The organism is Paraburkholderia sp. BL18I3N2 (assembly GCF_003001875.1).
GTDB classification, from domain to species: Bacteria; Pseudomonadota; Gammaproteobacteria; order Burkholderiales; family Burkholderiaceae; genus Paraburkholderia; species Paraburkholderia phytofirmans.
In genome coordinates this window covers 338,407-353,447 of sequence record NZ_PVNC01000006.1, presented here as the reverse complement: position 1 = coordinate 353,447, position 15,041 = coordinate 338,407, and the positions used below count along the sequence as shown (strand labels likewise).

Below are 15,041 nucleotides of genomic sequence, written 5' to 3'. Positions count from 1 at the left end.
TCAGCCTTCGGAGACCTTGATCTTGCCGCTTTCGATGTCCTGTTCGATCTGCTTGATCTTCGTCGACATCTGCGGCGTCGGCGTGCACACCACCATGCCCGACGCTTTCGGTCCCATCGCCAGACCGAAGGCCTTATAGCCCGGCTGCCAGGTACCGGCCGCCATCTGGTCGATCGCGTATTGCACCTGATAGCCGACGCCCGTAATCGAATAAGCGATATACAGCGGGTCCGTGCCGCAGCGGTCCGTATAGCTGCCGATCACGTGCGTGTGCTTCTCGTTGGCCGCCTGCTCCATGCCGCGCAAACCGAGATTGAGAATGTGATAGTGGACGTCCGCGCCTTGCGAGATCGCCGCGAGCGTCGCTTCCTTGGCCTTCGATACGTTATCGAAGTCACCGGTGTAGCTCTCAAAGTATTTGATCTTCGGATTGATGGAGCGCGCGCCGTTGCCGAACTCCTTGCCGGCGTTGACGATGGACGGAATCTCCATGCCGCCCACGTAGCTCACCGCGCCGTTCTTCGACAGCATCGCCGCAGCCGCGCCGGCGACGTAAGCGATCTCCGCCTGCTTGACGTCATAGCCGGCCACGTTCGGCGGCATGTCCTGCCCCTTGTTGCCGCCGACGATCGCGAACTTCACATTGGGAAAACGCTTCGCGATCTTCAGCACCGACGCCTGGGTCTGCCCGCCCACGCCGATCACCAACTGGTTCTTCGACGCGAGATTGGTCAGCGCCTGTTCCATGTCGGCGTAGTTGATGTTCTCGATCATCTGCGTCTTGAGCTTCGGGCCGAGTTCCTTCTGCGCCGCGACGAGGCCGTCGTAGCCGGATTCCATCCAGCCTTTGTCCGACTTCGAACCCGGAATCAGCACACCGACGCGCAGCGGATCGGCGGCGACGGCATGGATCGCACTGGTGGATGCGGCGAGCGCGACGACGCAGGTCGCGAGAGTTTTGAACTTGGCGATCGACATTCTGGCATTCCTTTTGCGTTTGGTTTGGGTAAGTAGGTTATTCATGAACGAAACCAATGCAACTTCGATGCCATGTGATCGGTTTAGCGGCACGTGTTCCTTGTTTTCAACCTGCCCGCTGAAGCGATTCGAAGCACACACAAGCAGTGCGTGGCGCCATCCACGCCACCCGCTTTCAATAGCGATCCCAACCCGATGGAGAACTTTCGATGAAACAGCACGACGCATACGGCACAAGCGTTTCCGGTCAGTTGGGCCGCGACGGACGGCCTCGCTGGAGCGCGAGTGAAACGCTCGTCGACATGTCGTTGCCCGCGCCTGAACCGGTCGTCGCGACACTGCCGTGCGAGCCGCAAAATGTCCGTATCGATCTGCGCAGCACGGCCATTATCGTGATCGACATGCAGAACGACTTCTGCACCAACGGAGGTTGGGTTGCCCAGATTGGGGGCGATTTCGCGGTCGACCGCGCGCCGATTGCACCATTGCAGCGCTTGCTGCCGGTGCTGCGCAAAAGCGGTGTGGCGGTCATCTGGGTCAATTGGGGCAACCGGCCCGACCTCGCCAACATGCCGCCGAATCAGTTGCATCTATATAAGCCGACGGGTACGGGAACCGGCCTCGGCGAGCCGCTCGCGAGCAACGGCTCGCACGTGCTCGAAAAGGATTCGTGGGCCGCGGCGGTGGTCGATGAACTCGCGCCGCTGCCGCAGGACATCTGCGTGGACAAGTACCGGATCAGCGGCTTCTGGGACACGCCGCTCGACAGCATCCTGCGCAACCTCGGCATTCGCACCGTGCTGTTCGCGGGCGTGAATACCGATCAGTGCGTGCTGCATTCGCTCACCGACGCCAACTTCCTCGGCTACGGTTGCGTGCTGGTTGAAGACTGCTGCGCGACGTCATCGCCGGACTTCTGCACGGAAGCGGCCGTCTGGAACGTGAAGAAGTGCTTTGGCTTCGTCACGGATTCCACGCGAATCGTCGATGCCTTGGCGGACGCCGCATGAGCGCGTTCATTCCGGGTCCGCGCGTGCAGGCCGCCGCGACGGCGAGCGGTCCGCTGGATGGCCTGCGCTTTGCGGTCAAGGATCTGATCGACGTCGCCGGCGTGACGACCGGCGGCGGCAATCCCGACTGGCTCTCGACGCACGCGGCGGCTCGCGTTCACGCGCCATGTGTCGACGCCTTGTTGGCGGCCGGCGCGACGCTCGACGGCAAGACGATCACCGACGAACTCGCCTATAGCCTCGAAGGCGAGAATCATCACTATGGCACGCCGCTCAATCCGCGCTGGCCGCAGGCACTGCCGGGCGGATCGTCGAGCGGTTCGGCGTCGGCGGTGGCGAATGGCGACGTGGACTTTGCGCTGGGCACCGATACCGGCGGCTCGGTGCGCGTGCCCGCCGCGTTCTGCGGTCTGTTCGGCATGCGGCCGAGTCATGGCGCGATTGCGCTCGACGGCGTACTGCCGTTCGCGCCGTGCTTCGATACGGTTGGCTGGTTCGCGCGGTCGATCGCTGTCTTGCAGGCAGTGGGCGATGTATTGTTGCCGAAGATGTCGTGCGGTGATGGAGCTTCTTTAGATAAGGTTCGCCTCACGCGCGTCGCCGAAGCTTTCGCGGCTCGCGAGCGCAATGAACCCGACGACGCGGCGCGGCTCACCGCGCTGGCTGAATCGCTCGGCGCGCAAAGCTCGCGCAATGTGTTCACCGGTGGCGGCGCTCGCTGGCTCGCGTGTTATCAGGCCGTGCAGGACCTCGAAATCGACGCCTCGCTGGGCGAATGGATTCGTTCGACGCAGCCGCGCTTCGGGCCATCCATTGCGCCGCGCTTTGCTCGGCTGGAAACACTCGACAGACAGCGGACAACGCAATGGCGCACGGTTCTTCAGGAGTCACGCAGCGCGTTGGACTCGTTGTTCAAAGAAGAGGAAAACACGGTACTGGTCATGCCCACCACACCCGTTTCGTTATTGCAGAAAGACGCCTCGGACGAAGCAATTGGCCGTTTCTACGAAGACTCGCTCACCATGAACTCACTCGCCGCGTTCGGCGGCCTGCCGCAGATCACGCTCCCGTTCAGTGATGCACTCGACCGGCCGCTCGCGCTGTCGCTGATCGGTGCGCGCGGCAGCGATCGTGCGTTGCTGAGCCTCGCGCGCGATCTATACTCACGACACGTTTTCGCGAACCCTCAGTAGCGGAGCATCGATGCACAATCCACAACCCGCCGGCACTCGCGGCGGCATGGTTACGAGTCCGCATGCATTAGCCAGCGAGGCCGGCCGCGACGTCATGCGCGCGGGCGGCAATGCCATTGAAGCGGCAATCGCGATCGGCGCCGCGCTGTGCGTGACGTACCCGCATTTCACGGGCCTTGGCGGCGACGCCTTCTGGGTGATCGGCGACCGGCAAGGGACGTTGCGCACGCTATCGGGCATCGGCCAGGCCGCGGCACAACTGCCGGCATTCGACGGTGCGATTCCATTGCGTGGTCCGGCTTCTGCGATCACCACGGCCGCGACCGTCGATACATGGAATCAGGCTTACGAAATCAGCCAAAACGTTTGGGGCGGCATGCAGTCGTGGCCGTCGCTGTTCGACCGTGCCCTCGAACTTGCCGCCGACGGTTTTCCTGTCACGCCGTCGCAGCATTTCTGGCAAACCCTGCGCGCCAATGAATTGCAGGCGTTGCCCGGCTTCGCGGCCACCTTCGCGCCGCACGGCCACATTCCCGCGATCGACGAGCGCTTGACTCAACCGGCGTTAGCGAAGAGCCTCGACCGTCTTGCGCGTTTCGGCGCGCGTGAGTTCTACGAAGGCGAACTGGCCGAGCGCGTAGCCCATGGCCTCCGGCAAGCCGGTTCGCCGCTCAGTGCGAGCGACCTGGCCCGCACGCATGCGCGCAACGAAGCGCCGCTGCGCGTCGCCTATCGCGGTGGCGAACTGGTGAGCTTGCGGCCGCCCACGCAAGGCGTAACGACCTTGCAGATCATGGGCACGCTGGAACGCTTCGATCTCGCCGCGATTCCAGAAGGCAGCGCCGACTACTATCACCTGCTCGTGGAAGCGGTCAAATGCGCGTTCGTGGATCGTGACCGCTTCGTCTGCGATCCGGAGTTCAACATCGTGCCGGTGGACGAGATGCTCTCGCCCGCCACGCTCGACGCCCACGCCCGCTCGATCCATCCGCGTAAAGCGCGCACATGGCCGCATGTTTTTCGTCCGGGCGATACGGTGTTCATCGGCGCGACGGATCGCGAAGGCCGTAGCGTGAGTGTGCTGCAAACGGTCTACTTCGACTGGGGCAGCGGTGTTGTGGCGGGCGATACCGGCATTCTGTGGCACAACCGCGGCGCGTCATTCAGCACGAACCCCGTGCACCACAATGCCGTGCAGCCGGGCAAGCGGCCTTTCCATACGCTCAATCCCGGCATGTATATGAAGGACGGCCGCCCGCAATTGCTGTTCGGCACGCAAGGCGCTGACGGCCAGCCGCAAACGCTGGCGGCGATTCTCACGCGGCTGATCGACTACGGCATGGACCCGCTGACCGCCCTCGCCCGTCCGCGTTTTCTGCTCGGCAAGACGTTCTCGGATACGCGCGACGCGTTAAAGCTCGAAGCGGACGCCGGCGCCGACGTGTTCGCGGCGCTCGCCACACGCGGACATGAAGTGAGCGCGATCGATGCGCAAAGTCCGTTGGCGGGACATCCGGGCGTGATTCGCATCGAGGCGGACGGCTCGGCCACGGGGGCGCACGATCCTCGCAGCGACGGCTGGGCGCTCGCGGTGTAATCCGACGTGACGTGAGGCGATGTGATGCGCGGTGATGTGATGGACGCCGGGACCTCACCCAAGGCTGAAGCGGTCCCGCGTCGTCACATAGTCGCTCGCGCCGAAGCGGCCCACTGGAAAATAATGCTGCAGCCGAACACGCCACGTTTGCGTATCGATCAACTCGTCCCGCGCGTGCAGCCGATGCACGCGTCCAATGAAAATCTGCCGGCTCGTCGTCTCCAGCGTCTCCCACGTCGTGCACTCGAACGCGACCGGCGCCTCGGCGATTCGCGGCGGCTCGACGTGCGAACTCGGCACCGGCGTCAGGCCGACTTCGGCGAGTTCGCTCACGTTCGGCGGCAATCTTTCTCCGCAGCGATGCATTTTGTCCGCGATGGCTTCGTCCGCGAGATGCACTACGAACTCGCCGGTGCGTACGATGTTCACCGCCGTATCCTTGAGCGTGCCGTCGGCCACGCGGTTGATACTGATCATCACGATCGGCGGCTCCTCGCCGAGCATGTTGAACATCGAGAACGGCGCCGCGTTGATCGTGCCGTCGGCGCCGAGCGTGGTGACGAGCGCGATCGGACGCGGCACGATCAGGCTCGCCATCAGCTTGTAACGCTGGTATTCGGTGATCGCTTCGAAATCTATTTCCATGTCGGCGCCTGGTTGGGAGTGACGGATGCGGTGATGCCGAGCAACTGGCCCAAGCTCTTTTCGCCGCGCATCCGCGAGGTTTCGATCCGTTCTTCGAGGTCGCGCAGATGCGCTTCCATATGCGCCATCGCGCCTGCCGCATCGCGCGCCTCGATGCAGTCGACGATCGCCGCGTGCTCCGCGTGTTCGCACGGCGCATGCCCTGGCGGCTCATACACGCCGACGATCAACGAGCAGCGCGAGACCAGTTCCTTCAGATAGTTTTGCAGGATCGAATTGCCGGCCAGCGCGGCGATGCGCATATGAAAGCCGCTGGCGAGCGTCGCCCACGAAGGCTGATCGAAGCGATGCATCGCGTCATGTTCGCTTGCGAGCTGTTGACGCAACGCCTTGATGTCTTTGGCGGTCGCCCGCTGCACGGCCAGCTCGACCAGCATCCGTTCGACGGAGCGGCGCGCCTCGAAGATCTCGCGCGTTTCCTCGGGCGTGGGTTCGGCGATCACCGCGCCCTTGTTCGGCCGCAATACGACGATGCCGTCATACGCGAGTTTTTCCAGCACGCGCCGCACCACCGCGCGGCCCACGCCGAACAACTGGCACAACTCGGGTTCCGGCAGCTTCGTGCCCGGCGTCAGACGATGATTCAGCACGCCGTCGAAGATCGATTGATAGATGCGCGCGTCGAGGTCGGCATCGTCTTTCAAGGGCTTTTTCGCGGTGGTCGCGCCGGCTTTCGCGTTCATGCGATTTCCGGGCGCACGACACCGTCCCGCTCCAGCACGTCCATATGATCTGCAATGGCGCCCGGCGTGGTGATCCACACGTCGCCCCGGGCGCGCGCCGAGGCGATATGTTCGAGTGCGCGGCGCAGATGCCGCAAACGATACGGCTGCCCCACCAGATACGGATGCAACGCGATGCCCATCACGAGCGACTGCGGCTGCGCGCCGCGATTGGCCTGTTCGAGCATCTCGTCGAACTGATCGATGATCATATCGGCGAACGCGTGGCCATCCATATGGCGGCCCACCATCATCGGCAGATCGTTGAGTTCCTGCGGATAGGGAATCGACCAGAGCGGCGCGCCGCGTGTGGCCATCCGCACGGGACGGTCGTCGTGACACCAGTTCAGCGTGTAGCGATAGCCGGTTTCCGCGAGCAGATCGGGCGTGAGATGGGACTCGGAAATCCACGGCGACAGCCAGCCTTGCGGCGCTTTGCCGGACACTTCAGCGATCCGTTCGCGGCAATGCAGAAGCAGCTCGCGTTCGCCGGTTTCGTCGAGATCGCTCTGGCGGTGCGCGTTCGTATGGCCGTGGCCGATCAGTTCGTCACCGCGCGCCACGCAGGCCGCGATCAATTCCGGGCAATGATCGTAGAGCGCAGTGTTAATGAGTGTGCCCGCGGGCAACGCGAGTTGATCGAACAACTCAATACAGCGCCACGCGCCGACGCGATTGCCGTACTCGCGCCAGCTATGGTTCAGCACATCTGGTTGCGGTGAGATCGGACCGAGCGCGGCGCCGAGCCCTTCGCCAAAGGCAAAGTGTTCGATGTTGAAACCCAGATAGACCGCGAGCCCGCTGCCGCCGGGCCAGCGGTACGCGTCGCTGTCGGTGATCGGGCGATATGCGAAGCGGCCATGCGTGGCAAGCAACTGACGCGCGCGACTCCCTGGGGCGGGCATGTTCCGTATGTCGTTCATTTGAAGAAGCCGTGGGTGGGAAATAGCACCGCGCCCCGCGCGCGCATGAACCGGAATGGCCAGTTCATGCCCCGCGACGGACCCGGCACGCACCGCGATCGCGCAAAAATAATCGTTTGAATCGCTAACGATCGACGCTGCGGATCGTTTGCAATATGTGAGCCAACTCGTAGACGTTAAGCACACCGGCGCGTCGGCAATCAATCGTGTATCGCGATGCAAACGATGGCACATGTCTTGCATTTGCCTGGTCTCGTTGAGGCGCCGCGTTGCTTTTCCTGCGCCCCGCTTTATCGTCGCTTACGAGGACACCCCTTCATGATTCAGCCTGCTTCAACGGTGCTCGAAACCAAAGCCGCCGACATCGAACTGGTGCACGTGTCGAAGCAATATGGCGACTCGCTCGCCGTCGACGCGATCGATCTGCGCATCGACGGTGGCCAGTACTGCTGCCTGCTCGGGCCATCGGGATGCGGCAAGACCTCCACCTTGCGCATGATCGCCGGGCATGAATCGGTCACCGATGGTGACATTCTGATCGCCGGCCGCAACGTCACGCGCGCCGAACCTGCTGCTCGCGGCACAGCCATGGTGTTCCAGAACTACGCGCTGTTCCCGCATTTGAGCGCGCTCGACAACGTCGCGTTCAGCCTGAAGATGCGCGGCATCGCCAAAGACGTACGGCGCAAACGCGCGGGCGAACTGCTCGAACTGGTCGCCATGTCGGCGTACGCGGAACGCAAACCGGCGCAGCTATCCGGCGGCCAGCAGCAACGGGTCGCACTCGCCCGCGCGTTGCTGAATCAGCCGGGCTGTCTGTTACTCGACGAACCGCTCTCCGCGCTCGACCCGTTCCTGCGCGTGCAGATGCGCGCCGAACTCAAGCGCTGGCAGAAAGAACTCGGCATCACTTTCGTGCACGTCACCCATTCGCAGGAAGAAGCGATGGCGCTCGCCGATCTCGTCGTGGTGATGAGCCATGGACGCATCGAGCAAAGCGGCACGCCGCACGAAGTGTTCAACCGTCCGCGCACCGAGTTCGTCGCGCGATTCCTCGGCGGTCACAACGTCTTCAATACCAATGGCCGCTCGTTTACCGTGCGCGCCGATCATCTGCGCGTTGTGCCGCATGGCATTACGCCGGTGCAGAACGCGAGCGGCGACAACGGCATGACGCGCATCGGCGGCGTGCCCTGCACGGTGCGTGAAGCTGAATATCAAGGCACGCATCTGCGCGTGACGCTCGACCCGCTCGACGGTTCGCCCGAACTCGTCTCGCTCGTGAGCGATGGCGACTACGACCCGGCGCGGCTCGGCCCCGAGGCGCGCGTGGTGGTCTGGTGGGAAGAGCGGGACGCGCATCCGCTCGCGGCGTGAGTATCGAACCGCGTCGTCCACACGTGACTGCAACAACAAGCAAGCGATAAGCAAACGTCAATCGAACGTCAACTGAGGAGAAAGCAATGAGTGAAGCGAACGAAAGCCCGGCAGCGGCCGCAACCGATGTGAAGGAAAAAGGCCTGTCGCGCCGCACGTTCATCAAGGGCGCGGTGGCGGCGGCCGGCATTGCCGGTTTTCCGTACGTGCACGCACAGGATAAGATCACGTTGCGCTACCTCGGTACGGCGGTCAATCAGAGCGCCGACATCGCGAAGAAATTCAAGGAAGACACCGGCATCGAGATTCAATACGTGCCGGTGACCACCGACGACGTCGCCAAACGCATCATCACCCAACCGAACTCGTTCGACATCGTCGACACCGAATACTTTGCGCTCAAGAAGTTGATTCCGGCCGGCACGCTGGCCGGCATGGACGCGAAGCGTATCAAGCTCGCCGACAAGATTACGCCGGTGCTCACGCGCGGCGAAGTCAACGGCAAGAAGATCGGCGATCAAGGCACCGCGCCGAAGAAGGTGATGTTCCTCACCGGCCCGCGTTCCACGGAGTTCTCCGCCACGCCGACCGAGTGGATGACGCTCATTCCCACCACCTACAACGCGGACACGCTCGGCATTCGGCCCGACCTGATCAAGCGGCCCATCGACAGTTGGGCGGAACTGCTCAATCCGCAGTTCAAGGGCAAGGCGGCGCTGCTGAACATTCCCGCGATCGGCATCATGGACTCGGCCATGGCGATCGAGGCGATGGGTCACATGAAATACGGCGACAAAGGCAACATGACCAAGGCGGAGATCGATCAGACCATCAAGATCCTGATCGAAGCGAAACGCGCCGGCCAGTTTCGCGCGTTCTGGAAGGACTTCAACGAGAGCGTGAACCTGATGGCCTCGGGCGAAGTGGTGATCCAGTCGATGTGGTCGCCAGCGGTCACGAAAGTGCGCACCATGGGTGTTGCCTGCAAGTTTCAGCCGCTCAAGGAAGGCTACCGTTCGTGGGCGTCGGGCTTTGGTTTCCCGCGCTCGCTGCAAGGCAAGAAGCTCGACGCCGCCTATGAGTTCGTCAACTGGTTCCAGGACGGCTGGGCGGGTGCATATCTGATGCGTCAGGGCTATTACTCGGGCGTGCTGGAAACCGCGAAAACGCACATGCAGCCCTACGAATGGGACTACTGGATCGAAGGCAAGCCGGCTGCGCAGGACATCAAGGCGCCGGACGGCCAGTTGCTCGAAAAGACCGGCACCGTGCGCGACGGCGGCTCGTACAACCAGCGCATGGGTGCGATTGCCTGCTGGAACGCGGTGATGGACGAGAACATCTATATGGTCCAGAAGTGGAACGAGTTCATCGCGGCCTGATTGGCGCAGCGGTTCGAGATGACAGCCGGCACGCGACACGCCGGTTGTCACCACCTGTCCGAATGAACGCATAGTCCACTCTTTAGAAATACGCCCATGGCAACGATCGACCTTCCCTTGCACGCACAGGACAAGCCTGTCAAACATCGCCGCGCGCCGGCGTGGTTGCAGGCGACGCCACTTTCGCTGACGTTCCTGCTGTTTTTTATCGTGCCGCTGGTCATCACGCTGATCGTCAGTTTCTGGGACTTCAACGAATACCAGATCATTCCCGCGTTCACGCTAAAGAACTACGCGGCGATCTTCAATGGCTGTTCGTCGCTGACGGATGTTTGCGTCACCTTCAAGACATACTGGTCGACGCTCAAGTTCTGCGCGATCGTGTGGGCGGTGACCTTGCTGCTGGGGTTTTCGATCGCCTATTTCCTTGCGTTCCACGTGCGCACCACGAGCATGCAGACCGTGCTGTTCCTCGTCTGCACGATTCCGTTCTGGACCTCGAACGTGATCCGCATGATTTCGTGGATGCCGCTGCTCGGGCGCAACGGCCTCGTCAATCAGGCTCTGCTCGGTGCGCATCTGATCGATCAGCCGCTGGAATGGCTGCTGTATTCGAACTTTTCGGTGGTGCTCGCTTTCGTTCACCTCTACACGTTCTTCATGATCGTGCCGATCTTCAACGCGATGATGCGCATTGACCGCTCCCTCCTGGAAGCCGCGCGCGACGCCGGCGCAAGCGGCTGGCAAGTGGTGCGCGACGTGGTTCTGCCGCTGTCGAAAACCGGCATCGTGATCGGTTCGATCTTCGTCATCACAATCGTGATGGGCGACTTCCTGACCGTCGGCGTGATGGGCGGCCAGCAGATCGCGTCGGTGGGCAAGATCATTCAGGTGCAAACCGGCTACCTGCAATTTCCCGCGGCGGCGGCCAACGCGATCATGCTGCTCGCCGTGGTGCTGATGATCGTGTGGGGCTTGACGCGGGTCGTCGACATCCGCAAGGAGTTGTGAAGATGCAGGCCATTCGTCTCAAACATCGGGAACACCGTCCGGCGAGTTTCTATTGGCTCGCGCTGCTGTTCGGCCTGTTCGTGCTGTTTCTCTACGGCCCTGTGATCACGATTTTCATTCTGTCGTTTCAGGGCCCCGAAGGCGGCCTCACATTTCCGATGCGCGGTGTGTCGCTGCACTGGTTCGCCATGTTGCGCAACGGTGTGGGCGATGTCGATATCTGGGGTGCGTTCGGACGTTCCGTGCGGCTCGCGTTGGCGGTCACGGTGCTGACGGTGCTGTTTTCCGTCGCGGCGGGTCTCGCGTTTCGCAGAAAATTTCGCGGCGATACAGCGGTGTTTTATGTCTCCGTGGCCAGTCTGATCATGCCGTCCATTATCGTGTCGCTCGGCATCGGCTTGACGTTCCGTCTGCTGGATAACGGCGTGAAGTACTTCGCCACCGCGTGGGGCTATCAGTCTTTCGCCGACAGCTACACCACGTCGATGGGCTTGTTCAGCTCGGCACTCGGCGCGCATCTGACGTGGACGCTGCCGTTCGGTTTGCTGGTGATGTTCGCGGTCTTCAACCGCTTCAATCCCGCTTACGAAGAAGCCTCGCGCGATCTGGGCGCCACGCCCTGGCAAAGTTTCCGGCATGTGGTGCTGCCGATCATCGGACCGTCGGTGGTGGGTGTCGCCATGTTCGGCTTCACGCTCTCATGGGACGAAATTGCCCGCACTTCACAGGCGATCGGCGATCAGAACACCTTGCCGCTCGAGCTTCAGGGTCTCACCACGTCGGTGACCACGCCCGTGATCTACGCGCTGGGCACCATGACGACGGTGTTGTCGCTGACCGTGATGGGCGTGTGTCTGCTTGCCGTGCGATTGCTGGCGCGCAGGCGCGCGGTGGCGGCACTGAAATAAAGCGCGCCGCTTATCGCGGCGCGCCGCAACCATTTCACTCCTGCTGCTAAGAATCGGCCAAATACTTCGTTGCTAGCACCCTGCCGCGTCCCTTACCGTTCTCTGATTGCGCCTCGTGCGCATCCCGTTTCGGAGAACCCATGTCCGCAGTTGAGTTAGCAATAAACCCGAATCACAGCATTGCCGACGCCGCGCAACTCTTCGGCGACGATGCGCTGACCCGCCGCTTCGCGCCGGTTTTCGCGCGTATCGCCGAGGGCGCGGTCGAGCGCGAGCAGCATCGCGAACTCGCCTATGCGCCCGTCGAGTGGCTGCGCGAGGCCGGCTACACCAAACTGCGCGTGCCTAAACAGTACGGCGGCGAAGGCATCTCGCTCGCACGGTTCTTCGCGCTGGTTACGCGCCTCGGCGAAGCGGATTCGAATCTGCCGCAAATCCTGCGCGTGCATGGCGGCTTTATCGAATCCCTACTGGAACAAGGCGACGAAGCGTTGCGCGACCGTTGGCTCACGCGTGTGGCGCAAGGTGAGATAGTCGGTGGCGCGGTGTCGGAGCGCACTGGCGTCACCAGCAACAGCGTGCGTCTCACGCAAACCGATGGCGCCTGGCATCTGGATGGCGAGAAGTACTACACCACCGGCACGCTCTACGCCGACTGGGTAGACGTCACCGCGCACGACGGCCCGAGCGATGTGCGCGTGCTCGTCAAAACCGACACGCCGGGACTCGAACGCATCGACGATTGGGATGGTTTCGGGCAACGGCTCACGGGCAGCGGCACGGCGCGCTTCACGCACGTGCCGGTCTCGCTCGACAATCTTTACCGCCGCTATAACGCCTCCGAGCCGCGTCGCAACAGCCTGCTGACGGCCTACTACCAGGCGCTGCATGTCGCAAACCTCGCGGGCATCAGCCGCGCGGCGCTGCGCGACGCGGTCGCGTTCACGCAAACTAAAACGCGCACTTTCGGTGTGCCGGGCGAATCGAGTCCGCGCGACAATCCGCTCGTGCATCGCGTGGTCGGGCGGCTCGCGAGTCTGGCTTACTCGGCGCAGAGCATCAGCGCGTCGCTCGCGCGTGCCATCGACGACGTCTCGGTCGCGCGGCAGGAAGGCCGCACCGACGAACAGACTTACATCAACCTCGACATCCAGACCTTCCAGGCGCAACAGATCGTCATCGAGCAAACGTTGCAGGCGGCGACGCTGCTGTTCGAGGTGGGCGGCGCATCGGCGACCAGCGAGACACGCCGTTTCGATCGCTACTGGCGCAATGCACGCGTGCTGGCGTCGCACAATCCCGCGATCATTCGCGAGGCCGCGATCGGTGATTTTTACCTGAACGGCAACGCGCATAACGAGCGCTTCAGCGTGGCGCGAGGAGCGGTGTTGGCAACCGAAGCGGCCACGGCAACGGCATAAGGACCGCTGCCGCGCGGGTCGCCCGCTTCATGTGGCACAGTATCGTCGGACGCATGCGCTAAGCTTGCGCAATCGAACAGCCCTGACGAGCGACATGAAGAACTTGCCTGCCTACGAGCCGCCGGTCGACGAGAACCAGCTTCTGTTGAAATGGATCCGGCGCGCGCGCGAATCCCAGATGAGCCACTACGACATGGCCGATCTGCTGTCGGCGCGCGACCGCAAGGTCGGCTGGCTCGTGACCGCTTTGACCGCTTTCGTGGGCACGGCGGTGTTTGCGTCGCTGAATCTGTCGGCGGTTTCGCCGGGACTCAGGATCCTGGTCGGCCTCGTGAGCGTAACGGCCGCGGTCTCGGCCGCGTTGCAGACGTTCCTGCGCTACGCCGAGCGCGCTGAGAAACATCGCGCGGCCGGCGCACGCTATGGCGCGGTGCGCCGCCGGCTCGAAGCGATTTTCGCGGGCGATGCCGATGCGCGCGACGGCCACTACCTCACGGCAATTCGCGACGAACTCGACCGGCTCGCCGAAGATTCGCCCAACGTGCCACCGCGCGTTTTCTACCGCACGCAGCGGACGCTATCCGCGGATCCGCAGCGCAAGCGCGGCGACTAATGCGTGACCGGATCGCCGTAAATATTTTGTGTCATGTGTAAATAGCCTTAACTGGAATCCGCACAGATCGAATACAGGTACGTTACGAATGCCGAACCTGCCGGCTTGCGTCTTGGTTCATGCAGGTTAGATGGGAAAGCGCATCGCACGATTTTAAGGGCACTGCCCAAAGCCCTCGCAACCACCGCGCAATTACGCTTAAGCATCACTTAAGCTCGCATACCCCATCATTCATTACGCTGAAAATAGCCCGCTTCACGAGCGTCTATTTTGTCAGCCAATCGAAATACAGCATTTGCGCCTGAACATTCAAATTTTACACTTGCCCGATTTCGAGTCAGCGCGCTTATGGTATTGTCCGGCCTGCGCTCGAATGCGCACGTCACACTCAATCGGGAAGCGCCGTTGCTCCCCATAAATAAATATCATGGAAGTTCAGAACGCCCGACGCTGGGCACCACGGGGAACGCGCGCCTGGCTTGCCGCCGCTGCCGCATTGGCGATTGCCAGCGGAGTGCGTCTGTTGCTCCACCCATTTATCGGCACGTTTCTGCCGGGCTCCGCCTTTTGTATCGCGGCATCGCTGGTCGAATATTTTTTCGGGCTGGCGCCGGCATTGACGGTCATGCTGCTCGGCCTGTGTATTGCCGACTATCTATTCGTGCCGCCTTACGCGGACATTACCGTATTCGATCGCGCGGACCTGGCGCTGCTGATTTCCTATCCGCTCGTCACGCTGCTGGTGATCGTTCTGATCGAGCGTTTGCGACGCTCGCAGTTTCGCGCGGAGCTCATTGCCTCGGTCGCGCAGTCGCGCTATGAAATGCTGCTGCGTCACGATAACGAACGCATGCTGGCGCGGCGCGCCGTGGACGAAACGCATCGGCTGCTGCGGCATCTGTCGCATCATCACAAGACCTTTATTTTCATTCAGGCGCTCGAGCGCAATGCCTTGCAACCGGCGGACGACCTCAAGCCGCAAAGCGCGCTACCGCGTTTGCCCAATGAAATCGCCCCGGGCCCGCGCTTTGCCGATGCTGATCCCGACGACATTGCGCGGCTTAGCAAGGGATTGTGGCCGGGCAGCCATCGCGTACGCATGAAAAGCGGCGACGGCGCCGCGAAGATCACCGAATGCGTGTGCGAGCGCTTCACAACACATGCCGGCGACTTCCTCGTGCTGCGGATTGGAACCTGAACC

The 15,041-nt window shown here is 62.4% G+C and carries 14 protein-coding genes; 10 read left to right on the top strand and 4 right to left on the bottom strand.

Annotated features, from left to right (window positions below):
• Complete coding sequence (locus B0G75_RS19365) at nucleotides 1-978, bottom strand: BMP family protein (protein WP_106308871.1); 978 nt, start codon at nucleotides 976-978, stop codon at nucleotides 1-3.
• Between the two features lie 209 nt (nucleotides 979-1,187).
• Between B0G75_RS19365 and B0G75_RS19360 the strand changes: the two genes are divergently transcribed.
• Genes B0G75_RS19360 through B0G75_RS19350 form a run of 3 tightly spaced genes read left to right on the top strand, consistent with a single transcriptional unit; the run spans nucleotide 1,188 to nucleotide 4,778 of the window.
• Nucleotides 1,188-1,988, top strand: coding sequence for a cysteine hydrolase (locus tag B0G75_RS19360; RefSeq protein ID WP_106308868.1), 801 nt, complete (start codon nucleotides 1,188-1,190; stop codon nucleotides 1,986-1,988).
• Complete coding sequence (locus B0G75_RS19355) at nucleotides 1,985-3,181, top strand: amidase (RefSeq protein WP_106308865.1); 1,197 nt, start codon at nucleotides 1,985-1,987, stop codon at nucleotides 3,179-3,181. The genes B0G75_RS19360 and B0G75_RS19355 overlap by 4 nt, the downstream gene beginning before the upstream one ends.
• 10 nt (nucleotides 3,182-3,191) lie before the next feature.
• Nucleotides 3,192-4,778, top strand: coding sequence for a gamma-glutamyltransferase family protein (locus B0G75_RS19350; protein ID WP_106308862.1), 1,587 nt, complete (start codon nucleotides 3,192-3,194; stop codon nucleotides 4,776-4,778).
• A 54-nt stretch (nucleotides 4,779-4,832) separates the two neighbouring features.
• Here B0G75_RS19350 and B0G75_RS19345 read toward each other — a convergent pair whose 3' ends face one another.
• Genes B0G75_RS19345 through B0G75_RS19335 form a run of 3 tightly spaced genes read right to left on the bottom strand, consistent with a single transcriptional unit; the run spans nucleotide 4,833 to nucleotide 7,128 of the window.
• Nucleotides 4,833-5,423, bottom strand: a complete 591-nt coding sequence (locus tag B0G75_RS19345) for a flavin reductase family protein (RefSeq protein ID WP_106308859.1) — start codon at nucleotides 5,421-5,423, stop codon at nucleotides 4,833-4,835.
• Nucleotides 5,414-6,166 carry a GntR family transcriptional regulator gene (locus B0G75_RS19340; RefSeq protein ID WP_106308856.1) on the bottom strand — a complete coding sequence of 251 codons (753 nt, stop codon included), beginning with the start codon at nucleotides 6,164-6,166 and terminating at the stop codon, nucleotides 5,414-5,416. The genes B0G75_RS19345 and B0G75_RS19340 overlap by 10 nt, the downstream gene beginning before the upstream one ends.
• Nucleotides 6,163-7,128: a polysaccharide deacetylase family protein gene (locus B0G75_RS19335; RefSeq protein WP_106308853.1), complete on the bottom strand. Its 966-nt coding sequence runs from the start codon at nucleotides 7,126-7,128 to the stop codon at nucleotides 6,163-6,165. Before B0G75_RS19335 ends, B0G75_RS19340 begins: the two co-directional genes overlap by 4 nt.
• A 318-nt stretch (nucleotides 7,129-7,446) precedes the next feature.
• Between B0G75_RS19335 and B0G75_RS19330 the strand changes: the two genes are divergently transcribed.
• The 7 genes from B0G75_RS19330 (at nucleotide 7,447) to B0G75_RS19300 (ending at nucleotide 15,038) form a co-directional block, all read left to right on the top strand.
• Entirely contained in the window at nucleotides 7,447-8,505 is a 1,059-nt protein-coding gene (locus B0G75_RS19330; RefSeq protein ID WP_106308850.1) for an ABC transporter ATP-binding protein, read from the top strand.
• A gap of 86 nt (nucleotides 8,506-8,591) precedes the next feature.
• Nucleotides 8,592-9,887 (top strand): PotD/PotF family extracellular solute-binding protein, encoded by a 1,296-nt coding sequence (locus B0G75_RS19325; RefSeq protein WP_106308847.1) that lies wholly within the window; start codon nucleotides 8,592-8,594, stop codon nucleotides 9,885-9,887.
• A gap of 96 nt (nucleotides 9,888-9,983) precedes the next feature.
• Nucleotides 9,984-10,898, top strand: coding sequence for an ABC transporter permease (locus B0G75_RS19320; protein WP_106308844.1), 915 nt, complete (start codon nucleotides 9,984-9,986; stop codon nucleotides 10,896-10,898).
• A gap of 2 nt (nucleotides 10,899-10,900) precedes the next feature.
• Nucleotides 10,901-11,806, top strand: a complete 906-nt coding sequence (locus B0G75_RS19315; protein WP_106308841.1) for an ABC transporter permease — start codon at nucleotides 10,901-10,903, stop codon at nucleotides 11,804-11,806.
• A gap of 140 nt (nucleotides 11,807-11,946) precedes the next feature.
• The gene (locus tag B0G75_RS19310; protein WP_106308838.1) at nucleotides 11,947-13,227 is read left to right on the top strand and encodes an acyl-CoA dehydrogenase family protein; all 1,281 of its coding nucleotides are present in this window, start codon (nucleotides 11,947-11,949) and stop codon (nucleotides 13,225-13,227) included.
• Between the two features lie 94 nt (nucleotides 13,228-13,321).
• Nucleotides 13,322-13,840, top strand: coding sequence for an SLATT domain-containing protein (locus tag B0G75_RS19305; RefSeq protein ID WP_106308835.1), 519 nt, complete (start codon nucleotides 13,322-13,324; stop codon nucleotides 13,838-13,840).
• 427 nt (nucleotides 13,841-14,267) lie between these two features.
• Nucleotides 14,268-15,038, top strand: coding sequence for a DUF4118 domain-containing protein (locus B0G75_RS19300; RefSeq protein WP_106308833.1), 771 nt, complete (start codon nucleotides 14,268-14,270; stop codon nucleotides 15,036-15,038).
• The last annotated feature ends 3 nt before the right edge of the window (nucleotides 15,039-15,041 follow it).